General features: G+C 46.3%; 24 protein-coding genes. 10 read left to right on the plus strand and 14 right to left on the minus strand.

What is annotated here, in order from left to right; genetic code table 11:
* Window positions 1–159: 159 nt before the first annotated feature.
* Entirely contained in the window at window positions 160–642 is a 483-nt protein-coding gene (locus tag RIG27_RS31600; protein ID WP_446351027.1) for an nSTAND1 domain-containing NTPase, read from the plus strand.
* Window positions 560–1,645 carry an nSTAND1 domain-containing NTPase gene (locus RIG27_RS31605; protein WP_446351028.1) on the plus strand — a complete coding sequence of 362 codons (1,086 nt, stop codon included), beginning with the start codon at window positions 560–562 and terminating at the stop codon, window positions 1,643–1,645. Before RIG27_RS31600 ends, RIG27_RS31605 begins: the two co-directional genes overlap by 83 nt.
* 29 nt (window positions 1,646–1,674) lie before the next feature.
* On the opposite strand, the gene RIG27_RS31610 is transcribed toward RIG27_RS31605, so the two are convergent.
* From RIG27_RS31610 to RIG27_RS31630, 5 genes are all read right to left on the minus strand, one after another.
* Window positions 1,675–2,877: an LL-diaminopimelate aminotransferase gene (locus RIG27_RS31610; protein ID WP_446351029.1), complete on the minus strand. Its 1,203-nt coding sequence runs from the start codon at window positions 2,875–2,877 to the stop codon at window positions 1,675–1,677.
* 130 nt (window positions 2,878–3,007) lie between these two features.
* Window positions 3,008–3,331 carry a thioredoxin gene (gene trxA / locus RIG27_RS31615; RefSeq protein WP_446351030.1) on the minus strand — a complete coding sequence of 108 codons (324 nt, stop codon included), beginning with the start codon at window positions 3,329–3,331 and terminating at the stop codon, window positions 3,008–3,010.
* Window positions 3,332–3,551: 220 nt separating this feature from the next.
* Entirely contained in the window at window positions 3,552–4,331 is a 780-nt protein-coding gene (locus RIG27_RS31620; protein ID WP_446351031.1) for a PspA/IM30 family protein, read from the minus strand.
* A gap of 330 nt (window positions 4,332–4,661) precedes the next feature.
* Window positions 4,662–5,426, minus strand: coding sequence for a PspA/IM30 family protein (locus tag RIG27_RS31625; protein WP_446351032.1), 765 nt, complete (start codon window positions 5,424–5,426; stop codon window positions 4,662–4,664).
* Window positions 5,427–5,611: 185 nt separating this feature from the next.
* The gene (locus RIG27_RS31630; protein WP_446351033.1) at window positions 5,612–6,940 is read right to left on the minus strand and encodes a hypothetical protein; all 1,329 of its coding nucleotides are present in this window, start codon (window positions 6,938–6,940) and stop codon (window positions 5,612–5,614) included.
* A gap of 116 nt (window positions 6,941–7,056) precedes the next feature.
* On the opposite strand from RIG27_RS31630, the gene RIG27_RS31635 reads away from it, so the two are divergent.
* On the plus strand, window positions 7,057–7,599 hold the full coding sequence (locus RIG27_RS31635; protein ID WP_446351034.1) for a DciA family protein: 543 nt from the start codon (window positions 7,057–7,059) through the stop codon (window positions 7,597–7,599).
* A 317-nt stretch (window positions 7,600–7,916) separates the two neighbouring features.
* Window positions 7,917–8,225 carry a hypothetical protein gene (locus tag RIG27_RS31640; RefSeq protein WP_446351035.1) on the plus strand — a complete coding sequence of 103 codons (309 nt, stop codon included), beginning with the start codon at window positions 7,917–7,919 and terminating at the stop codon, window positions 8,223–8,225.
* Between the two features lie 472 nt (window positions 8,226–8,697).
* Here RIG27_RS31640 and menB read toward each other — a convergent pair whose 3' ends face one another.
* The 4 genes from menB to RIG27_RS31660 all read right to left on the minus strand — a co-directional run bounded on the left by menB (window position 8,698) and on the right by RIG27_RS31660 (window position 11,603).
* Window positions 8,698–9,531, minus strand: a complete 834-nt coding sequence (gene menB, locus RIG27_RS31645; protein WP_446351036.1) for a 1,4-dihydroxy-2-naphthoyl-CoA synthase — start codon at window positions 9,529–9,531, stop codon at window positions 8,698–8,700.
* Window positions 9,532–9,593: 62 nt separating this feature from the next.
* Window positions 9,594–9,725: a hypothetical protein gene (locus RIG27_RS31650; protein ID WP_446351037.1), complete on the minus strand. Its 132-nt coding sequence runs from the start codon at window positions 9,723–9,725 to the stop codon at window positions 9,594–9,596.
* A gap of 179 nt (window positions 9,726–9,904) precedes the next feature.
* Window positions 9,905–10,027, minus strand: coding sequence for a hypothetical protein (locus tag RIG27_RS31655; protein WP_446351038.1), 123 nt, complete (start codon window positions 10,025–10,027; stop codon window positions 9,905–9,907).
* Between the two features lie 355 nt (window positions 10,028–10,382).
* On the minus strand, window positions 10,383–11,603 hold the full coding sequence (locus tag RIG27_RS31660; protein WP_446351039.1) for an RNA-guided endonuclease InsQ/TnpB family protein: 1,221 nt from the start codon (window positions 11,601–11,603) through the stop codon (window positions 10,383–10,385).
* A 318-nt stretch (window positions 11,604–11,921) separates the two neighbouring features.
* Between RIG27_RS31660 and RIG27_RS31665 the strand changes: the two genes are divergently transcribed.
* Entirely contained in the window at window positions 11,922–12,593 is a 672-nt protein-coding gene (locus tag RIG27_RS31665) for a hypothetical protein (protein WP_446351040.1), read from the plus strand.
* A complete protein-coding gene (locus tag RIG27_RS31670; protein ID WP_446351041.1) occupies window positions 12,580–12,741 on the plus strand; it encodes a hypothetical protein in 162 nt (53 codons plus the stop codon). Before RIG27_RS31665 ends, RIG27_RS31670 begins: the two co-directional genes overlap by 14 nt.
* Here RIG27_RS31670 and RIG27_RS31675 read toward each other — a convergent pair.
* Complete coding sequence (locus RIG27_RS31675; protein WP_446351042.1) at window positions 12,734–12,949, minus strand: hypothetical protein; 216 nt, start codon at window positions 12,947–12,949, stop codon at window positions 12,734–12,736. The genes RIG27_RS31670 and RIG27_RS31675 overlap by 8 nt on opposite strands.
* Before the next feature lie 32 nt (window positions 12,950–12,981).
* Here RIG27_RS31675 and RIG27_RS31680 point away from each other — a divergent pair, with 32 nt between their 5' ends.
* The 3 genes from RIG27_RS31680 to RIG27_RS31690 are packed head-to-tail and all read left to right on the plus strand — an operon-like array spanning window position 12,982 to window position 15,975.
* Window positions 12,982–13,965, plus strand: a complete 984-nt coding sequence (locus RIG27_RS31680) for a glycosyltransferase family 2 protein (protein WP_446351043.1) — start codon at window positions 12,982–12,984, stop codon at window positions 13,963–13,965.
* A 26-nt stretch (window positions 13,966–13,991) separates the two neighbouring features.
* On the plus strand, window positions 13,992–15,428 hold the full coding sequence (locus RIG27_RS31685) for an AAA family ATPase (protein ID WP_446351044.1): 1,437 nt from the start codon (window positions 13,992–13,994) through the stop codon (window positions 15,426–15,428).
* Window positions 15,385–15,975 (plus strand): hypothetical protein, encoded by a 591-nt coding sequence (locus RIG27_RS31690; RefSeq protein ID WP_446351045.1) that lies wholly within the window; start codon window positions 15,385–15,387, stop codon window positions 15,973–15,975. Before RIG27_RS31685 ends, RIG27_RS31690 begins: the two co-directional genes overlap by 44 nt.
* A 130-nt stretch (window positions 15,976–16,105) precedes the next feature.
* On the opposite strand, the gene ureC is transcribed toward RIG27_RS31690, so the two are convergent.
* The 3 genes from ureC to RIG27_RS31705 all read right to left on the minus strand — a co-directional run bounded on the left by ureC (window position 16,106) and on the right by RIG27_RS31705 (window position 19,160).
* Window positions 16,106–17,824: an urease subunit alpha gene (gene ureC, locus RIG27_RS31695; RefSeq protein ID WP_446351046.1), complete on the minus strand. Its 1,719-nt coding sequence runs from the start codon at window positions 17,822–17,824 to the stop codon at window positions 16,106–16,108.
* A 202-nt stretch (window positions 17,825–18,026) separates the two neighbouring features.
* Window positions 18,027–18,308 carry a DUF1830 domain-containing protein gene (locus RIG27_RS31700; protein ID WP_446351047.1) on the minus strand — a complete coding sequence of 94 codons (282 nt, stop codon included), beginning with the start codon at window positions 18,306–18,308 and terminating at the stop codon, window positions 18,027–18,029.
* 306 nt (window positions 18,309–18,614) lie between these two features.
* The gene (locus RIG27_RS31705; RefSeq protein WP_446351060.1) at window positions 18,615–19,160 is read right to left on the minus strand and encodes an NADPH-dependent FMN reductase; all 546 of its coding nucleotides are present in this window, start codon (window positions 19,158–19,160) and stop codon (window positions 18,615–18,617) included.
* A 272-nt stretch (window positions 19,161–19,432) separates the two neighbouring features.
* Between RIG27_RS31705 and ftsH the strand changes: the two genes are divergently transcribed.
* Window positions 19,433–21,460 carry an ATP-dependent zinc metalloprotease FtsH gene (ftsH, locus tag RIG27_RS31710; protein WP_446351048.1) on the plus strand — a complete coding sequence of 676 codons (2,028 nt, stop codon included), beginning with the start codon at window positions 19,433–19,435 and terminating at the stop codon, window positions 21,458–21,460.
* Between the two features lie 214 nt (window positions 21,461–21,674).
* Here ftsH and RIG27_RS31715 read toward each other — a convergent pair whose 3' ends face one another.
* Window positions 21,675–22,322 (minus strand): M23 family metallopeptidase, encoded by a 648-nt coding sequence (locus RIG27_RS31715; RefSeq protein WP_446351049.1) that lies wholly within the window; start codon window positions 22,320–22,322, stop codon window positions 21,675–21,677.
* Window positions 22,323–22,583: the final 261 nt, after the last annotated feature.

The raw sequence follows: 22,583 nt of genomic DNA on the forward strand, positions 1-22,583 counted from the left end.
AGTGCCGATACCAGAAAAGTGCTGCAATGCATTAGTCATAAGACAAAAACAATGTACGGTCGGGCAGACCGAAACATAGAGATTAATCTCTAAACGCTTAGGGAGACAAGCCCTCTGGAGTTATCTAAATTAGGCTCAATACTTGGTAGTTTTCTACGGGTGTTTGGTTTAAGTATTATTATTAAACCCGCCCAGCAAGTGGGTGTAGAGATTGAGTCAGATTTAGTAACTCAACTACTCTTAGATTTAGAGGATGCTGCCAGTTTACCGTTACTCCAGTTTATGTTAACTCAACTGTGGCAACGGCGTCCAGTGGATCGGTTAATGGTAGCCGAATATTATCGTTGGGGTAAGCTGCAAGGAGCAATCGAAAAACACGCCAACCGCGTTTATCAATCGTTGTCGGCTAATGAGCAACAAATTGCCAAAGACATTTTTTTGGCGTTAATTCAATTAAATGAAAACGGTCAAGTTACGGCGCGAAAAGCAGACCCGTCTGAGTTAATTTTGAGTTTTAAAGTAAACTCTAAAAACCAATTCAAATCTGTAGAGACGTGCCATGGCACGTCTCATACTATGCCATGGCACGTCTCATACTATGTCTGGGAACACAGAATCAGGGAAACTAGAGGAAAAGGTTAGCGCAGCGGGACACAGTTCAGTCGTTAACTCAAAACCATACCCTCGAAGGTCGCGAAGGGTCAACACTCAACCCTCAGTCAGGGCGGGTTTTGCACAAACGTTACTATCAATAGCGAAACGAAAGTTCCTAAACCCGCCCCTACACAATCAAAACGATGCTCTCGAAGGTTGTGAAGGGTCAACACTCAACACTGCTTCACCAACAAATGCGGTAAATGATTTCATTGGCGATCGCCATTCCACGAAAGCGGTTACATCAGTGATGCAAAACTTAATCGATGCTGGCTTAATCGTTACTTACGCCGGAAAATGGAACCAAACCCTGGTCACGATTGCTCACGAATCCCTAATTCAGCATTGGTTAAAACTGCAGGAATGGGTCGAAGAAAAACGCCACTGGATGAGACTCCAGCGCCAAATTGAAGCGGCGGCGATTGAGTGGCAAACTCAAGGAAAACCGAACCGAATTTTATCGGAGTTGACCCTAACTGAGGCAGAGTATTATCGAGATCATCTCAATTTATCTAGGTTAGGACAAGACCTAATTCAGCAGAGTCTCCAGCCCAAACGAACGCGACGGGGTTTAGCTAGGGGGGGATTAATTTTCGCGATCGCGCTATTGAGTCTGACCACGGGGATGGGGATGAGCCGATGGTATAAAACGGCACAGATGGCTCAACGGGAACAATTGTATAAAAATGCCGCTACTGTCCAAAATTTGCTCCCAGTGGAACCGATTAAGGGATTATTACTGGCAATTGAAACAACGGGTCAAAGTTATGCTAAATTTCAGCCGGATGGTGAGAGACTTGCCAGTGGTAGCCGGGATAAAACAGTACGCTTGTGGGATGTGCGGATTTTACCAGAACCGCAAGATTGGCAAACTGGGCTGCGGGTGGCGTGCGATCGCCTCGAAAATCATCCCGTTTTTGAACGTCTGCATCCGGTTAATACCCTATCTCATGATATTTGTCAAGCTAAAGGATTAAGAACTCATCGTTAAGCCTTCAACTTTAATTTTGTCCAACTACTTTACTTATGCGATCGCAAAAATCCCGCTATTCGCTGCACGGCTGTTTCTAACACCTCAGGTTCATGCACCAAAGCAAAGCGGACATATCCTTCCCCAGCTTTGCCAAATCCTACCCCTGGTGATGCCGCCACTCCGGTTTCTTCTACTAACTGGGTGCAAAATTGAATCGAATTGTGATCCCAAGGTTGGGGTAATTTTGCCCAGACAAACATCGTCGCTTGGGGAAGTGGCACCTGCCAACCGATACGGTTTAACGCCTGCACAAACGCATCCCGCCGTTTCTGAAACGTAGCCACCATCGCTTGCACACTATCTTGATTTCCTTGTAGTGCCGCGATCGCACCGTTTAAAATTCCGCGATACTGGTTAAAATCCACCACTGCCTTAATTTGGCGCAGTGCCTTAATCAGTTGAGCATTTCCGATCGCATACCCAATGCGAAAGCCGCCCATATTATAGGACTTAGAAAAAGTAAAAAATTCAATTGAGATTTCTTTATTGGGGTCAGCTTGTAAAACAGAGGGCGCTGGGGCGTTAAGATTGGCGGGTGCTTTCCCATCTGGAGAAAATACCAAGTCAGCATAAGGGAAATCGTGAACCAGAACCACGTCATGCTGACGACAAAAAGCCACCGCTTTCTGGAAAAACGATAACGGTGCGATCGCGCTGGTGGGATTATGAGGATAATTCAACACCATCATCCTAGCTTGGGCAAGGACAGAGGCAGGAATCTCTTCAAAAACAGGCAAAAACTGATTTTCTGCCAACAGAGGCATCGGATAGATTTGACCCCCTGCCAAATACACCCCACCGACATGAGACGGATACCCTGGATCAAGCAACAAGGCAAAATCACCCGGGTTGAGAATTGCTAAGGGTAAATGTGCCGTTCCCTCTTGAGAACCAATTAGAGGCAAAACCTCCGTTTCTGGATCAACCGGAATACCAAATCGTTGAGTATACGCCTTAGCTACAGCCTGACGAAACGCTTGCGTCCCATGAAACAGTAAGTAACCATGAGTGCTAGGGTCATGCAGCGAGGTTTCAATAGCGGCAACGACATGATCTGATGCCGATAAATCAGAGGAGCCTAATGACAGGTCAATAATATCTTGACCCAAGGCTTTAGCTTTTGCCTTCGCCTGATCCATATCGGCAAACACATTGGCTTGCAGGGGTTGTAAACGTTGAGCAAACTGCATGGTTTAGTTAGTTGACTTCGGGAAGCCGAGGTGTAGGGGCGGGTTTGACAGATAACATTTTGCCACAAACCGATAACTAGGCTAAACCCGCCCTTAAATAATTCGTTAGAGAATAAGGAACCGAAAAGACTCAAAGCTGATTGTCTATCATTTCCTGCAACTTTTGCTTCCCAATAGCACCTTCATGGAACTGGGCAACCTCTCCATTTTTAAAGAGTAAGAGTGAGGGGACTCCTTCGACGTGGTACTGCTTCACAGTAACAGGATTTGGATCAACTTCCATCTTAGTAACTTTCAGGCGATCGCTATAATTTTGTGCAATCCAATTCACCGAGGGCGAGACGAGGCGGCAAGGTCCACACCAAGTTGCCCACAGATACACTAGCACTGGCTTGTCAGCTTTTAAAACTTCGGTTTCAAACTCCTGATCGGTAATCTCAAGTACTTTACTCACAACACCCTCCATAAACACAAATGACTACTCTAGCGAGACTCACCGCCTCTCGACAATGGTTAGCCATTGTCAGATGATCAGTCAGTCAGCCCGTTTTTTCAGGTTCTCTCGATCAGTCTAAGCCTTCAGGCGATCGCAAGAAAACATCAAGGAAATGTCATGATTATGATGTAGAGACGCGCCATGGCGCGTCTCTCGGATTGTTGATGACGCCTAATGCTTACAAATTGTCGATTTGCTTTCGCAGTTGTTCCAATTCGTCGTCAACTTCGGATTGGGGGGCAGCACCCGAGTCGGTTTTTTGCTCTGATGTGCCTTCTAAAGCTGGCTGAGAGACAGAACCACCGGATAACTGGGCTTTCATTGCCGTCAACTCATCATCAACATCACTCCCCGATTCTAGGGCAGCAAATTGATTTTCTAAGTCAGCACCACCCAACTCATGAGCCGCTTGGGAACGGGCTTCGAGTTCCATCACTTTGTCTTCCATCCGCTCAAATGCCCCCATTGCCGAGCTAGTTCCCAAACGACCAAGGGTACTTTGTAACTGCTCATTGGCTTTGGCAGAGCTCGCCCGTGCCTTGAGCATATCTTTCTTGGTCTTCGCCTCAGAAATTTTGCTTTCCAAGGCAATTAGGTTACGCTTCAGGGTGTCTACTTGAGCCGTTTGCTGTTCAAGCTGACCTTTGAGTACGGTTGCTGTTTCAGCGACGGATTTTTTGCGCTGGAGTGCTTCCCGGGCTAGGGTTTCATCCCCTTTTTGCAGGGCAAGTTGGGCGCGTTGCTGCCAGTTATTGGCTTCGGATTGATTTTTATTGTATTGTTGCTCGGTGCGTTTTTGCGTGGCAATGGATCGGGCAACAGCTTGGCGCAGTTGTACCAGATCTTCTTGCATGTCAATAATGGCTTGCTCCAGAATTTTTTCTGGGTCTTCAGCCTTGCTAACCATATCGTTAAGATTAGCTCTGACAACTCGGCTCAGGCGATCGAATAGTCCCATGACGCTGTTTATCCTCTCGGAATGTACAAACTAAGTATCAAGCAGGCTCTAAGCTTGGGAACCTGCTCAGGGGGTCAATTTTGTGGAATAGAGGCTCTCCTGCCTTTTGGAGAAAGCACTGGGTTAATGTAATTGAAACATTCATCAAATTATGGTATTCAGACAGGAGGCTATTTATCTAGTGTAAAAACTTCCAGCTCAATAGTGCTAGGACATCGGTCAAGAAACCCTGTTTCTTTGGGTGAAAGCTTGATATTTCGTTGTCATCCTCACCAGAAACCCGGTTTCTCATAATACTTGGATGTGCCATGGCACGTCTCTGGGCATCAACTAGGATTTATCCAGATCAGAACGCAGTTTTTCCAGTTCTGCCTCGATCTCCGCATTGCCACCTGATCCGGCTTGAGCGGACGGTAATTGTGCCGATTCCGTTGTACCACCTAGGTTAGCTTTCATCGAGGCTAATTCTGTATCAATGTCACTGCCACTTTCTATGGCATTAAATTTCTTTTCCAATTCATCGCCACTAGAGAGTTCCGCGATCGCCTCCGATCGCGCTTCTAGTTCGTGTACTCTGTCTTCCATGCGATCAAAGGCACTCAGGGTTCCGCCTGTGTTGAGATTTCCTAACATCTCGTTAATCTTCTCTGAGGCTTGAGCCGAACGCGCTCTGGCAATATAAAGGTCTTTTTTCGTTTTTGCCTCCGAGATTTTACTCTCTAGAGTCCGCATATCTTTTTTAAGTTTAGTAACAATCTCACGTTGCTGCCCCAGTTGCCCCTGGAGAGCTTGAGCCGTTTGCTGATGAGTTTGTCGTCGAGTTAGGGCTTCTCGTGCTAAATTATCGTCCCCTTTTGACAGAGCCAGTTGAGCGCGGTTGTACCATTCACTGGCAGTCGATTCAGCTTGGGAGGCTTGGCGTTCTGTACGTTTTTGGGACGCGATCGCTTGAGCGACAGCCTGCCGCATTTGGATTAAATCGTGCTGCATATCGTCCACAGCTTGTTCCAGAATTTTCTCTGGATCTTCGGCTTGTCCAATCAGGCTATTCAGGTTGGCGCGAATCACTCGCCCGATGCGCTCAATCAATCCCATAGCAGCTCTCCATTGTCATTTGTCATTTGTCATTTGTCATTTGTCATTTGTCATTTGTCTAAGACTTACGCATACCCTCTATCTGTAGGGTGTGTTAGCGCAGGGTAACGCACAATTGGCACTATATATGCTGGCTCTACGTAAATTCTGTTGTCATTGGTCATTGCCTTTTCTGTGTTCCCCAATCATTCAGGTTTATAAATCGATGCAGAAAGTCCCTGTTGCTTAAGCCTCTCGACGAGGGTTTTGGCTTCTGACTCTAGTTTAAATGCACCCATAGCAATCCTTGTCCCTGCGGGTACGTTCACCACGTAGGCGTCAGGAACAATAGTTTGTGCTGTCTCCAACACGCTACTCTCGCTGGAGTTAATCAGCACATAATAGAACTCATCACTCAGATTCGAGGGGGCGTTGTTGGGATTCGGTGCAGCCGAGGTGGATGTATTCGCCTGTTCTGAGGAGTTGTTAGTCGATGATTCAGGTTGAGCGGGTGCGGAATTTGGAGTCACCGATGGCGTCGCTCTTGGAGGTGGTGGGGTAGGAGGAGTTAAAAGGGCTGATGGTAAATTTGAAGCTGGATTCGGTAACTGGGGTAAAGGTAGGACTGAAGCCGTGGGTGGAGCCGCTGCTGGAGGCGGTGAATTGGGGATGGGGGCGATGGGTGAAGCACTTGGACTAGAGGTTGGATTGGCTTTCAGATTAGGGAGTGTATTGATATTAACGTCTGGGAATTCATCATCACTGGCGAGATTCGGTTTATTTACGCCGAGTAATTCATTGACCCCATTAGCGCTTGTCGCTGTTGAATTATCAGCCGTCGTGGGTGTCTCAGTTTCTAAGAAGTCAAGTCCTAGGCTAGTCCGAAAAATATAGGTCAATGTCGCACTCGAAACCAGCAACAGCAAAATTGAACCGACACCGAGGGGAGTGAGGATTCTATTCGATACGGGTTTTGGGGATTCCGTTGTGGTTTCCTGTTCGGCTAACGTTTGCCGTAGTTTTTCTGAGGATTCTAAATAGTCTTCTGGTTGAGACTGATCTGTTGTCGGGACAACTAATTTACCTTCCCCTTCTAGGGATTCCTCTAGGCTTTGCGAGTCAGTAACGCTTTGCTCCTGAGTCTTCACCAAGGGGGCTTCCTGGCTAGGTAGGGGAGGAAACAGGGGTGGAGTGGGTTCAGTCTCTGGGGATTCTCTCTTTTCTGGTGTGGGAGAACCACTCACTTGAGAGGATTGCCGATTAATGTCTCCGGCAGAACTCGTAGAATCGGCGGCTGGGGCGATAGAAATAGGAGACGCTGTTGTCGGCTCAAGCTGATTGACTCCAGATTTCTGTTTGGGGTAACGCCCCGGCAGTTGGGGAGATGTGATACCACGTCCTCGGCGTTGGCGTCGATAGCGAGCTAATTCGGCTTCGAGTTGCACGTCTAGGCTCCCTAAAGCCGTCTGCAAAGCAGGGTTAATCGACAGGGGGGAGGAAGGAGTGGATGATTTAGCTGAGGTTTTTTGGCTCATGAAGGGAACTTCCGTTTAATCCGGCAGGGTTGAGTTAGAGGCTCGTTGTGATCACGAAGACAATAGTTAAGGATAGTGTTGGTTTAGGATAACTGTATAGGAAAGCATAAATACTCATGCTGAAATCTCTTAATCATATAGTAGAGGCACTGGATAATCAGCAGTTTTGGCAAGGTCAACAGCAATTTCAACAGATCCGCGACTGTTGGGCTGATGTTGTGGGTGAAGATAGGGCGCAGCAAACCAGACCCCATTCACTATCCCGTTCAATTCTTTATGTTGCCACGTCAAGTTCGGTTTGGTCTCAAGATCTGAGTTTAAATTGCCGTTCTATTTTGAAACAGCTTAATGCTCGATTGTCCACGCCGATAGAAACTATCCGTTTTTCGCCCGGATGGTGGTATCAAGAGCAAACCTTACCCCAGGCTGAGGAATCGGAACATCCCAGCCTTATGGATGAACCGAATGTCTCATCTGCTGCCGATCCGCCTGTAAAAAAGCCTACACCCCAAACCGCATTTGCACAGTGGGCGGCGAAAATACAGGCGCGATCGCAGAACCTACCCCTTTGTCCTCAATGCCATTGTCCGACACCACCAGGAGAACTGAAACGCTGGCAAGTGTGTGGTTTGTGTGCGACCAAGCAGTGGCAAGGTTAGCGGCTGCCTTGATCGGGCTTATAAATGCTGCTCGGTTAGATCGGTTTAACTTATCATTCTCGTTTGAATTTATCGCTAAAATTTCGTGTCTAACTATACATTAGGTCTATCCTTTAGCCTTGATCCCCATTAGGTTTCACAAAAAATTCATCATTTTTCTGACCAAGCTTAACCGATTGTTTCGTTTCTTTGCGAAAATGTGTTTATATATAAAGCAATTATAAAGAAAAGATAAAATATCAATAGTTTAAGTAAAAAATAATGGAAATTAATAAGATATAGGCAGCTAATTAAACGTTCCTTTTTTAGGATATCCGATGAAGACTTTCAAATGCTCAACGTCCGCTTGTCAGTTTTGTCGCTATTACCAACTTGAAGGACGGCGCGGCGGTATGTGTCAGCAACTTGGTGTACCTGTTAAAGCCAATTGGAAAGCTTGTTCCTTAGCCCTACCACCCTTTGCGCCCTCGTGGGAAAGTTTTGAGCAAATATGGCTTGATGATAAACGCCTGTTGAGAGAAGATTTAGCTACAACCTGCTCCCAGAGACATTCCCAGCCGACGCCCTCGACAAAAGTTCAGGCATCAAACCCTGAAAACGTGGCAACTAAAGTTGCTCTTGTGTAATTTCCCTTTTATAGCACTCGGCTAGAGTATCAGTTGGTTAGAGGTTACTTACAGCCTTCATCAATTGAACCCATTCAGATCAGTGAAGGCATAAAATTCACCCTTGAGTTGTTATGGTTTTAGTGGATTTCCTTTTAATTAATCTTTGATAACCCAATCTTAATCGTTGAGAAAATTTATGTAGGGCTTGCTGCACAAAGCCAAAACCGCAAAGCCCATCAATACTTTGAGATTTATTGACAGAGGGTTTCTGATTCACCCAGATATGACTAAACCCGCCTTTGTGTAGGGGCGGGTTTCACCATTATCGTTTCTGACCTCACCCAGATATGACTAAACCCGCCCCGACCGAGTGATATCATGTCCGGTCAAACACCCCAAATAAAAACGCCTGAAACCCTTGTTATTACGGCATTGCAATTATGGGCAATCGTCAAGACATGATATGAAAGACCTAACGAACAGTGTCAAACTACGGTAACCAAGGATATTGACGGAAATCAGGAGGGCGCTTTTCCAGGAACGCTTGTTTCCCTTCTGCCCCCTCCTCCGTCATGTAGTACAGTAACGTGGCATTTCCAGCCAGTTCTTGTAAACCCGCTTGACCATCACAGTCAGCATTAAACGCCGCTTTTAAGCAACGGATAGCAATAGGACTTTTTTGTAAGATTTCCTTTGCCCATTGAATCCCCTCCGCTTCCAACTGGTCTACAGGAACAACCGTGTTCACCAAACCCATATCCAGCGCTTCTTGTGCCGTATACTGGCGACAGAGAAACCAAATTTCTCGTGCTTTCTTCTGACCCACCATTCTGGCGAGATAGCTAGCACCAAACCCACCATCAAAGCTGCCGACTTTCGGACCCGTTTGACCAAAGATGGCATTATCTGCGGCAATGGTTAGGTCACAGATAACGTGCAACACATGACCACCGCCAATGGCATAGCCGGCGACTAAGGCAATCACCACTTTGGGCATAGAACGAATCAGGCGTTGTAAGTCCAAGACATTTAAGCGAGGAACGCCATCATCCCCAACATATCCCGCCTTATCCCGGACGCTTTGATCCCCTCCAGAACAGAAGGCATATTTACCATCCGTGTGAGGACCCGCCCCGGTTAATAAAACAACACCAATTCTCTGGTCTTCGCGGGCGTTACCAAAGGCGTCGTAGAGTTCAAAGACAGTTTTAGGGCGGAAGGCGTTGCGCTTGTGGGGGCGATTAATGGTGATTTTGGCGATACCGTCGGCTTTGTGATAAAGAATATCCTCGTAGGTTTTGGCGGTTTGCCAGTCAATTGACATATCAATATTTTCCCTTGGTTATAAAGACTCCAAGTACAACTTCGAGCTTGACATTCCCTATCCTAAGACTCAATGGCACTAAAAATTTTGCCTTTTTGGATCGCCAAAACCCTTGATATACCGTAGGGTGGGCATTGCCCACCTGATGGATTGAGTAGGGTGGGCATTGCCCACCAGCCTTGATGGAGTACCATTCATCCTCAGACAGCGTATGGGCGTTGGATAGAGTAGGATCTTACTTTTCACCGGATCTGGAAAACCTCTCTCCAAACCTCTCTCCTTCAAGGAGAGAGGCTTGGAATTCTCCCCCTGCTCCCAGACGTTCCACGCCTTACGTCTGGAACAACAGTTCGGAAAGTCCTAATCGATGTGTCTACTGCACCGCCAACTGCAAAATCAATTCCCGTAACTTCTGCACCCCATTCGGTGCATCTGCCAACAATTCAAACTGCTTAAAAAACGTCTGGTGGGCAATGCCCACCAGACGATTATTCACCTACTCTATCTGCGAGGTTCTTCCGGAGTTACTATGCTAAAATATCAGTTTAAACAATTAAAAACCAAGCCCCATAATAATTGTAGCGCTTCAGCTATTCAGAATTTATAAAAACATCCAGATAACGCCCAAACCTTTTGTTATATAAAGGTTTTGAATATTTCAACTAACAATTGAGCATAATAAGTACTGAAGAACCACTTTTATCCGTTTACCATACTTTTAGTATGTTCAAAGACTCAGTTTTGCTCAACGACTGGCAGGTTATTGCGGTGGCTGATAACGTTGCTGCGGGTACGGTGCAGTCTATACGGTTGCTGGAACATGATTTAGTAATATAAACTACCCAGACTTGCTATCGCGCTTGGTCTGGGTTTTCAGTAGCCCTGAAGTCATCAAACAGGTTAAGCTGAACATACTCAATTGTTCGCTTTAACTTGCATGACAACCCCGTGCCTCCAGGCTGGTTTATAGACAGCCCCACAAGCGCAATATTATTGGCTCCATTGAAATCGGCATCACCATGCCATCCGCAATGCCCACACTTGAAAGTCTTGCCACTACGGTAGGACTTTCCTTTTACTGGGTGAATATGTAAGCATTGATGGCATTGTTGTGAAGTATAAGCTGGAGGAACAGGAATAACTCGAACACCGGCACCTAGCGCTTTATACTCAATAAACTGACGCAATTGATAAAATGCCCAACTGTTCGAGCGTCTGCGTTCAGTCTTGTTTCTAGGTTGCTCATTAGTTCTTTCCCTGATTCCCGTAAGGTCTTCTATAGCAATTGAGGCACTTAACTCAACTGCTCGTCTAACCACTGCCTTAGAGATACCGTGATTGAGCCACTGTTGATAGCGTCTTTCCCGACCAGACAGCCGTTTCAAGATTTCCCGACATCTACGTCGAGTTGTCCTCGTGCCTTTCGGGGCTTTCTTCTGGAGAGATGTCCTAACTTGAGAAAACTTATCGCGAACTTGTTGAATACCTTTACCGTCCCACTTCTCGCCAACTGAGGTTACGGCAATGTCACGCCTCCCTAGGTCGATACCAAGAACCTTGTCGGTATCTGGCGAGTCGGGTGCATCATCTTTAATTTGGATGTGCAGATAAAACTTCCCGTCGCGATGCTTACACAACTGAGCTGATGTTGGATTTCTTCCCTTGAGTTTACCTCTCTGGTAGCTACCAGCATTTAACCCAATGCGTTCCCTGCCGTGAATAGTCGCAAGACTCACAGTCCAGTCTTGCTCACGAAATCGAAATAAGTCTTTGTCACAGTCGATGCTGGTTGAGGCAAAGCTCTTAACCGGCTTACCCTTCTGCCAGGCTACCTTGCGGTTAGCCGCAACCCGCGCACAAGCCCTGACTGCCATATTTGCCACAAGACTGAATTCATGCTTAATGGTTTGGTAAGTCAGAGACTGAATAGCGATTTTATTGGTCAGCTTTGGATTTGTGTGTTCATTAACATAGTTGCAAGCAGCAGCAAACGCCTGAAGAGTCGCCTCAATTTTGGCAACTTGTTCAGGCGTAGGTTGGAGCTTTACAACTATCGTTAGAACTTGTTTCATAACTAGATTATCCCACCTAGCGGGACAGTGATTAGAAATACTTCGGGGATTGACCGATGGCATTTCTCGCTATCCCCCTACGGGTTATCTCCACGAAGTGAAGGTTGAACCCGTAGCCCCTCGCGATTTCGGTGGCATGATGGCGAAGATTTCGCGGTTGGTCAAGATCAGTGTCCGCACCGAGGGGCGGCTTTATCACGAGGAGTTGTTCGCTCAGGCAATTTGATCTGTCCTTATCACGGCTTGGCGTATGACTGCCAGGGGAACTGCATTTGCATTCCTGCTCATCCTCACCTGACACCACCAGCAAGCGCTAGGTTGACGACTTATCCTATTATTAAACGCTATGGTTTGATTTGGACATCTCTGGGTAAGCCAAAGGAAACACTTCCTTATTTCCCGGAGTGGGATGACCCCAGTTATCGGAAAATTCTCTGCGGTGCGTATTATTATCGCGCTAGCGGTTTTCGCGCCTTGGAAAATTTTCTGGATTTGGCTCATTTTCCCTTCGTCCATGAGGGATTACTGGGAGACGTGTGTCAAAGTGCGATCGCGGACTATCACGTCCAATCTACCCCAGATGAAATTATGATTAATAATATCCGCGTTTGGCAACCTGACCCCGATGGTACGGGTGAAGGCAACTACGTAACCTATACTTATCGAATTTTGCGTCCGCTAACGGCTCATTTTGTCAAAGCATCAACTCAAGGGAACTTGGCTATTTTTTTTACCGTCACGCCAGTCACGGAAACTGAATGTCTAGGCTGGATGGGGTTAGCGATGAATTATGGGTTTGATGTTCCTGAAGCCGAATTAAAGGCGTTTCAAGATAAACTTGTAGCTCAAGATATTCCCATTGTTGAGTCACAACGTCCTCAATTATTTCCTTTAGATGTACAACGGGAGTGTCATTTCCCCAGTGATAAAGCATCTCTAGCTTACCGTCGCTGGCTGAAACAAAAGGGGGTGACATTTGGCACGATATGAAGTAATACGTCAAAAGTCAATTATCGGCGTGGGTTTAGCCACTGTAGGGGCGGGTTTAGGGACAATCGTAGGGGCGGGTTTAGGGACAATCGTAGGGGCGGGTTTAGGGACAATCGTAGGGGCGGGTTTAGGGACTAAATTCAGCTAGTCACCGATAAATGAACAACAAAACCCGCCCTCCCCACCGATAACGGAACAACAAAACCCGCCCTCCCCACCGATAACGGAACAACAAAACCCGCCCTCCCCACCAATAACGGAACAACAAAACCCGCCCTCTCCACCAATAACTGAATTGAACAACAAAACCCGCCCTTCCCACCACTAACGGAACAACAAAACCCACCCTGATTCATAATCAATAAGTCCTACAGCAGTTTACCCCTGAATGAAGTACAAAAAATCATCTCTAATACCCCATCCCTCATCCTTCTTTTTCAGCGTTGTTATTCCCACGTACAATCGTCTACCCATTCTACAAAAATGCCTAAAAGCCTTAGAACACCAACATCTCAGAGACGATACTGTTGTCGCTGGCTATGAAGTCGTAGTCGTGGATGATGGCTCAACAGATGGCACACTAGAGTGGCTAGAGTCTCATCGTCATGAACTATCTAAAGTGCGATCGCTCTCTCAAGATCACCTGGGTCCAGCAGCAGCCCGAAATCTAGGCGTTGAGCAGGCTAAAGGCGATACAATTATCTTTATCGATAGCGATTTAGTCGTTACCGAGAATTTCCTGCAAGCCCATGCTGATGCACTGGTTCAGGGACAACAGCAGTTAGGGAGCGATCGCGTCTTTACTTACGGCTGGGTAATTAATACCAATAATTTCGATAATCCCAGTTCGGAACCCTACAAGATAACGGATTTCTCCGCCGCCTATTTTGCTACTGGGAATGTTGCGATCGCGCGGAAGTGGTTGGAGGAAGCAGGACTCTTTGACACTCGCTTTCAACTCTATGGTTGGGAAGACTTAGAACTAGGTGTTCGCCTCAAACAATTAGGTTTAAAACTGATTAAATGTCCGGCGGCTGTTGGCTATCATTGGCATCCTCCCTTTAATTTAGACCAAATTCCCCAGATGATTGACCGGGAAATTCAACGGGGACGCATGGGGGTATTATTTTATCAAAAACATCCCACTTGGGACGTGCGGATGATGATTCAGATGACATGGCTGCACCGGATACTCTGGGGTGTTCTTTCTCTAGGTGGGCGATTAAATGAACGAACCATGGCATCTTTTTTGCAATATTTGATTAATCAAGGGAAGTCGCAGTTAGCCTTAGAAATTGCCCGAATTTTCCTGAACTGGTATAACGTGCAGGGAGTTTATGCGGCTTATGCGGATATGGAAAAAAAGCGGTAAAACAAAAGAAAGAGTGTATTTAAGTTATGAGTCAATCAACATCGCCTGAAAGCAACGATAAGGAAGTTCAGGGAATTACCAAAATTTCTGTACAGGGGTTTAAGTCACTCTATGACGAGTGCAGTATTGAAATCCGTCCCTTAACCATTCTGGCGGGTGCGAATAGTTCCGGTAAATCCAGCATCATGCAGCCATTATTGCTAATGAAGCAAACTCTAGAAGCTACCTATGACCCTGGTGCATTGTTACTAAATGGTCCGAATGTACGATTTACTTCTGTAGAACAAATTCTGTCTAAAAAATCTGACAAAAATGAAATAAGTCAATTTAATACTGTACTTGAATTAAAACACAGTGGATTTGAGCATTTTATTCAAATGATATTTGAAGGTGTACCGGGGCAAGGAATTGATATTATAGAATTAAGATATAAGGATGATTCAGACAGTGATGAATTAGAGAAAATTAAAACCATTAAACTAAATTTCGCGGAAGAAGAGATTAAGAATGCATTTCCGGATTGGATTATCAACAACTTACTTGTAACTACAAAACAGTCTACTGAGACTGTTGAATTAGAAAGCAAAAAATATACTTATAAACCAGAAAAATTAAAATTTGAAGTCAGAAAAAATAGAATTTCATTCACACTACTGGCGTTTCAAGTATTTGAATACCCAATACAGCCTCATACAAATAAGATTTTGAGGCAAGATTTTAATCCTGCCGATATTTTCATGCAAGCCATTCATGAAATCATATATATTCCTGGATCAAGGAAAAATCCAGAAAGGAATTACAAAAATGCAGCGACAGCCAGTCCTTTTCCTGGAACATTTGAAGATTATGTTGCCAGCCTAATAAATCAATGGCAGAAAACAAAAGATGAACGACTTGTGAGTTTGGGTAAAGCTCTTGAGATGTTGGGACTGACTTGGACAGTTGAAGCTAGACAAATTAATGATGTTCAGCTTGAATTGCGTGTAGGTCGTTTACCAGGAAGAGATAATGCCAATGATCTGGTTAACATTGCTGATGTCGGTATTGGTGTCTCTCAAGTTTTGCCAGTTCTAGTAGCGCTTCTGGTAGCAGAACCAGGACAGTTAGTGTACATAGAACAACCCGAACTTCACCTTCATCCTCGCGCACAAGTTGCTTTAGCGAATATACTAGCAGATGCAGCTAAACGGGGTGTCCGTGTTGTTATAGAAACTCACAGTGAATTGCTACTTTTAGCCGTTCAATCATTAGTCGCAGAACGCCAAATATCACCAGATTTGGTCAAACTGCATTGGTTTACACGGGGAGATGATGGGATGACAAAAATTAGTAGTGCTGATTTAGATGAAGCAGGTGCTTTTGGAGATTTCCCCGAAGATTTTAGTGATGTATCTCTAAAGCTAGAAAGTCGCTATTTAAATGCGGCTGAATCTCGTTTATCCGAAGGTTCGAGTGGTAGCTAAAGGGATTTCAAAGCGACTGGTAATTGATGCGTCAGTTGCCCGTTCATCGGGTGGAGAGGATGCGATTCATCCAACTTCAATACACTGTCGGGATTTTTTACAAGCTGTTTTGGATATCTGTCACAAAGTTGTCATGACGCCGGATATTAAAGACGAGTGGGATAAGCATCAATCAGTATTTGCGCTTAGATGGCGTCGTCGGATGGTAGCTAAACGGAAGTTTGTCTTTTTAAATGTGTCAGTGGATAAGGAGTTATGGGATAAAATTTATCGGATTGCTGGTACTGACAGACAGTGTGCAGAAATGTTCAAAGATTTACGATTACTGGAAGCCGCGATCGCGACAGATAAAACTGTGATATCGTTGGATGATAATACAGCCAGAACATTTTTTAGTCAGGCGGCTGTTGACATTAACGCACTCAAAGAGATTGTGTGGGTAAACCCCGATAAAGTGGAAGAAGAGACACCGATTGAGTGGCTCCAAAGTGGTGCAAAACCTGAGTCTAAGCGATTACTGGCAACCTGGTGCGATCGCGTACCATAGATCTAAGATTACACCAATTAGTAGAGACGCGCCATGGCGCGTCTCTACAATGGTGCCGAACGTCCTAATCGATGTGTCTATTGCTATAATTACCCTTTTTTTATAATCCTTTTTATAGATGACTGTTCTCTTAAAACAAAAAGTAACGCTGTGCCATGGGTAAACTCTTAGCTGGTTCGCAAATTAACAATTCGCCATCTGCCCTAACTTCATAGGTTTCTGGGTCAACTTCCATCTCAGGTAATGCATCATTTAATTTCATATCTCGCTTACTCACTTGCCGGGTATTGGACACCGCAACGGCAGATTTTTGTAACTTCAATTGTGTAGCAATATCTCGATCTAATGCCGCTTGAGATACAAAGGTTAACGACGTAGCCGCGATCGCACCGCCAAAACTGCCAAACATCGGACGGCTGTGAATCGGTTGGGGTGTGGGTATACTGGCATTGGCATCTCCCATTTGAGACCAGGCTATCATACCCCCTTTGATCACAATCTCCGGTTTCACGCCAAAAAAGGCGGGTTTCCATAAACACAAGTCTGCCAGCTTCCCTTTCTCCACTGAACCCACATAGTCAGCAATACCATGGGTAATGGCGGGGTTAATCGTGTACTTTGCTACATACCGCTTTGCCCGGAAGTTATCATGATCCACTGTTTCCTCAGAGGATGAAGATAAAACGCCCCGTTGCACTTTCATCTTGTGCGCTGTTTGCCAGGTGCGAATAATTACTTCCCCGACTCGCCCCATCGCCTGGGAATCGGAGGCAATCATACTAAATGCGCCTAAATCGTGCAAAATATCCTCAGCCGCGATCGTTTCCCTGCGAATCCGAGACTCGGCAAAGGCGACATCTTCTGGAATCCCCCGATCTAAGTGATGACATACCATCAACATATCCAGATGTTCTTCCAGGGTGTTCATCGTATAGGGGCGAGTGGGATTCGTGGATGAGGGCAAAACATTGGCTTGTCCACAAACCTTGATAATATCAGGGGCATGACCCCCGCCTGCACCTTCGGTATGGTAGGTATGGATGGCGCGGTTTTTGAATGCCGCGATCGTGTTTTCTACAAATCCGGCTTCGTTGAGGGTGTCGGTATGGATGGCGACTTGGACATCATAGTCATCCGCGACACTGAGACAGGTGTCTATTGTGGCTGGTGTGGTTCCCCAATCTTCGTGTAACTTTAACCCCATTGCCCCCGCTAACACTTGTTCTACAAGTCCTTGGGGTTGACTACTATTGCCTTTGCCCAGAAATCCCAAATTTACCGGAAACGCATCGGCGGCTTGTAGCATCCGGTAAATATTCCACGGACCCGGTGTGCAAGTCGTGGCGTTTGTCCCTGTCGAGGGTCCTGTACCGCCGCCTAACATCGTAGTAATCCCGGATGCGATCGCGACTTCGATTTGTTGGGGACAGATAAAGTGAATATGGGCATCAATCCCCCCAGCGGTGAGAATCATCCCTTCACCAGCCACGGCTTCAGTCCCCGGACCAATAATAATATCGACGTTATCTTGAATATAGGGATTTCCGGCTTTGCCAATCTGGAAAATCTTACCGTCTTTAATCCCAATATCAGCTTTGACAATTCCCCACCAATCCAAAATTAGGGCATTGGTAATCACCAGATCCACCGCCCCATCCGCATTAGATATCGGAGATTGTCCCATCCCATCCCGAATGACTTTACCGCCACCAAATTTGACTTCATCCCCATAAGTGGTGAAATCGCGTTCCACTTCAATGAACAAATCAGTATCAGCAAGACGGATGCGATCGCCTACAGTCGGACCATACGTTTCAGCGTAGGCGCGGCGATCCATGCGGTAACTCATCGCGGTTTCTCTGGCAGATGCTATTGGGCGGATTAATTATACGGCATCTCGGCGCGATCGCACGTCCCCACAAGCACAAAAAAAGAGGAGGAAACCGATCTTCCTCCCCAGTCCTTATCTATTGTGGCAACATGAGTTTCAAACAATGTTAAGTTTTGTTTGAGAACCTATACCAATGTGCCTTCTTTATGCTATTTATTTCTTAAGCTGATAACCGAGGCTGATCAACTTCAACCTGCAACTGGCGACAGGGAATTTTTTCAATCTTGATCGCTTGACCCAGATAAGTTGATAAAACTTCGAGTTGAGCATCCAATGCTGCTTCAAACAACAGGCGATCGCCAGGGAAAACAATACGCTCAAAACTGTAAGCGCTAGGGTTACCAATCCGAATCACTTGCAGGGAGCTAGTTGTGTTGGCATAGCTACAAAGACATTGAGCCGAAGCACTCGTCGGTTGTGAAGGAATGGCTGATATCATCATGGGTCTTAGGTATTCTTGAGTAACAAAGCGAAGGTGATTGACTCCCTCTATTTTAATTTTTACAAATGAGAGTTTAAGTTTACTAAAAATAATTGTTAAATTTATACTAAATTTTATATTTGTTGACAAAATTAAATATAAGAGGTATTGACAATTTAGCTTGTCAATGCATTAAAAGCGGCGATAAATAAGTGGCTTACTATTAAACCACTTCCGTTAAATTTTGGCAACAGGACAGCGAGAACAAGAAACAACCAACACGCTATTTAAACGAATCTTCGTTCAGTCATGTTTTAGTAAAAAATGTTATAACACGCCCCGCAGCTTGCGAGAATGATCAACTAAACTTTCCGCAAACTGATCTAAACGCTTCGAGAGTTTCTCATCTAAAAGCTTGCCATCCTCACCAAACGCTTGCCACGCCCGACCAAAAGCGATTTGCTCAGGAATCACCCAACCGTGAACCCAACGGATAATCAGCCGGAGTTCATTGAGAGCATTACTGTTAGCTTGACCGCCTAAAACACTGAGCAGCCCTGTCACTTTACCCGATAAATGGTCAAATGTCATCAAATCCAGGGCATTTTTGAGTACCCCACTCACGCCGCCATGATATTCCGGTGTAACCAAAATTAAGCCATCGGCTTCCTGTACCGTTTCCCGTAACCGGATGACATCGGGATAACCGGGATAGTCATCGCTACCAATACAAAAGGGTAACTGCATCTGTCGCAGGTCAAGAATTTCCGTGGATGCGCCCAAGGCTTGCACACGCTGAATGGCTAAGGTTAAGGCTTGATAGCTATAGGATTTAGGTCGCAGGCTACCATTGATGCCAACAATTTTTACCATGTCTTGCCAATTAATACTTTCTAATACAAAATACCTTAGTTCCCTGGTTACTGACATCCCACATCCCACATCCCACACCCCACACCCTGCCTCCTCTTCCAATCCCTGGTCCCCCCTTCAGTTTTCCGAAAACACGATTGCATCCTCTCCTAGTCACGGCTAGATTGGAGGAACGCTAAACTAGAGGTTGGGAAGCAGTTGAACGTGCCGCGTCACGCCTTGGCAGCATAACGCTGCGAGTTAATAGACAGGACCAACAAGGGAAATTTTCGATGAACAACAGTTCCTGGATGAGATCATGGATGGGACAAGAACCGCGTAGAGGTTCAACGGGTAAGCCAAAGCCGCCACAGGTTAAACTCGGTTATTGGTGGCGTATGGTAACCAGCTTAGTGATCGTTCAAGGTGTGATGCTAGGTGTCCCTGCCCAAGCGCAACAGACGGAACAAAAGCCATCGTTAAGCTATGGGCAGCTTTTGCGGAAAATTGATGAGTGCACTCCGCCACCCTCATCCCCAGATGAAGAGATCCCACCGAGTCAGACCTCGCAAACGGATTGTACTATCAAAAAAGTTGAACTTGACCCCGCCCGTGATGTTGCCAGAGTCTACTTCGCCGGACAGGAAGACGCCGAACCGCCCCAAGAAATCATGCTACTGGAGCAAAATGGCGAACTGATTGGGAAACTGCGGAACACCAATATTCCCTTGGATGTGACGCCAACCACGAATAATTCCGCCGCTTTAGGGTTGGTGATGCAGTTATTTTTTCTCTTACTATTGCTCGCCGGACTGATGATGATTCTGCGCCGCTCTGCGAGTAGTTCGGGTCAAGCGTTAAACTTTGGCAAATCCCGCGCTCGCTTTCAGATGGAAGCGAAAACCGGGATACAATTTGGTGATGTGGCAGGGATTGAAGAAGCCAAAGAAGAATTGCAAGAAGTCGTCACGTTTCTGAAACAACCGGAACGATTTACCGCCATTGGTGCGCGTATTCCCAAAGGGGTGCTGTTAGTCGGTCCTCCGGGTACAGGAAAAACCATGCTGGCAAAAGCGATCGCGGGAGAAGCGGGGGTTCCGTTCTTTAGCATTTCGGGCAGTGAGTTTGTGGAGATGTTCGTCGGGGTGGGAGCCTCACGGGTGCGGGATTTATTCAAAAAAGCCAAAGAAAATGCTCCCTGTTTAATCTTCATCGACGAAATTGATGCCGTTGGCAGACAACGGGGTGCGGGAATCGGTGGGGGTAACGATGAGCGAGAGCAAACCCTCAACCAGTTACTCACGGAAATGGATGGATTTGAGGGGAATACGGGGATTATCATCATTGCAGCGACCAACCGTCCCGATGTTTTAGATTCCGCCCTGCTTAGACCTGGGCGATTTGATCGCCATGTTATGGTCGATCTGCCTACCTATAATGGACGCCTAGGAATATTGGATGTCCATAGTCGGAATAAAAAATTGGCACCGGAGATATCCTTAGAAGCGATCGCGCGACGCACTCCAGGATTTTCGGGCGCGGATTTGGCGAACCTACTCAACGAGGCGGCGATCCTCACCGCCCGACGGCGTAAAGAGGCAATTACACCTCTAGAAATTGATGATGCCATCGATCGCGTCAGTATTGGTCTGCAAATGACGCCGCTTCTGGATAGTAAGAAAAAGCGATTAATTGCCTACCACGAGATTGGACATGCCTTGCTGATAACTATCCTGAAAAATTCTGATCCCTTAAACAAGGTGACCATTTTGCCCCGTTCCGGTGGCGTGGGTGGATTTGCCCAACCCTTACCCAATGAGGAATTTATGGATATCAGTCGCTCTACTGATCTGGGGGATCTGTACTTGCCTCGGACGTGGCTCATTGATCAGATTACCATTGCTTTAGGGGGTCGGGCTTCGGAAGAAGAAGTCTTTGGTCATGGTGAAGTGACCATTGGTGCGGCTAGTGATATTAAGAAAGTGGCAGAACTGGCGCGTGAGATGGTGACTCGGTATGGGATGTCTGATTTAGGTCCGGTTGCTCTGGAACGCCCGAACAGCGAAGTGTTTCTCGGCGGCGGTTGGACGCAGCGATCTGACTATTCCGAAGAAGTTGCCGCCAAAATCGATCATCGAGTGCAAGCGATCGCGATGGAATGCTATGAGGAAGCGCGTCAGCTAATTCGCGACAATCGACCGTTGATTGATCGCTTAGTTGATATTTTGTTAGAGCAGGAAACCATTGAAGGGGAGCAATTTCGACAAATTGTTGCTGAACACACCCAACTGCCGGAAAAACAAATGGCGGTGATACATTAAGAAGGCAGAAGAAGAAAGGCAGAAGGCTGTAAGGTTTATGTCATCTGCATTCAAACCTTAATGTCAACAATGACGAAATCCTTGTAGTGCGAGCCAGAAAGCTCGCTACTATAGCAAAAGGCAGAGGGCAGAGGGCAGTGGTTCGACAGGCTCACCAACCATGCAGAAGGGAAGAGATTGACGGGTTTTGGTTTCAGCATTTTGCTGTGTCCTATTAGTTCGATGCCGTTTGCTGTCGGTACATTTCCCGGAGAACTAAGGCGGGGTCAATGTATTTGTCGGCGTACTTTACCCCCCAATGTAAATGAGGACCCGTGGTGCGCCCGGTCATACCCACGCGACCAATTCGAGTGCCAGTGGGTATCTGTTGACCTTTCCAGAGTTGAATCCCGCCACTGCGATCGCTCAAATACACGCCTTGGCTATCTGTTTCCACATGACCTTTGAGGTGACAGTAGATATGCTTCCACTCACCAGATTGGATGGTGATAGACGTGCCACAGGCGGTATTATCGGAGAGGGAGACCACCTGACCTGCCCACCAGTTGCGAATGTAACTGCCTTCGGGTGCGGCGATGTCTAAGCCGCGATGAAATTCTGTACCTGAGCCACGGGGAGAACGACGGTAGCCGTAGGGGGAGGTATAAGCCTGAAAATTCTCAACGGGAAACGAACCTCCTTGCCAATAGGTGTTGGTGTTGGTCGTTATCTGAGTAGGCATAACCTCTGAGGCGGTAACTCGGTGTTGGGTGATGACTCCCCAGAGGATAAAACTGATTAAACTTAGTCCAGTAAACAGGAGAAAGCGTTTTACGGTTGTCTTGTGTTTTTTGTGTCGTCGGGGTGGAAATACTCCTGACATTTCCTCACTCCTGGATGGGATGAACTTTCCAAGTGGTTAGCTTCGCTACCTTAACATGAATGGTACGGACTGGTATGCTGGTGGGTTTCGACTTCGCTCAACCCACCCTAAGGTATATCAATGGTTTCGGCGATTCCAAAAAGCTTAAGGAGCGTGCCATTAACCTTAGCATTTCCCAGCCTGAGATAGGTAGATCAGTATCGACTTTTTTCGGGAACATGCGACTATTTGCTGAGGCAGATGCCTCGTGGAAAAAGCTAT

The sequence above is a fragment of the Coleofasciculus sp. F4-SAH-05 genome (assembly GCF_040222985.1).
Taxonomy (GTDB): Bacteria; Cyanobacteriota; Cyanobacteriia; order Cyanobacteriales; family Coleofasciculaceae; genus Coleofasciculus; species Coleofasciculus chthonoplastes.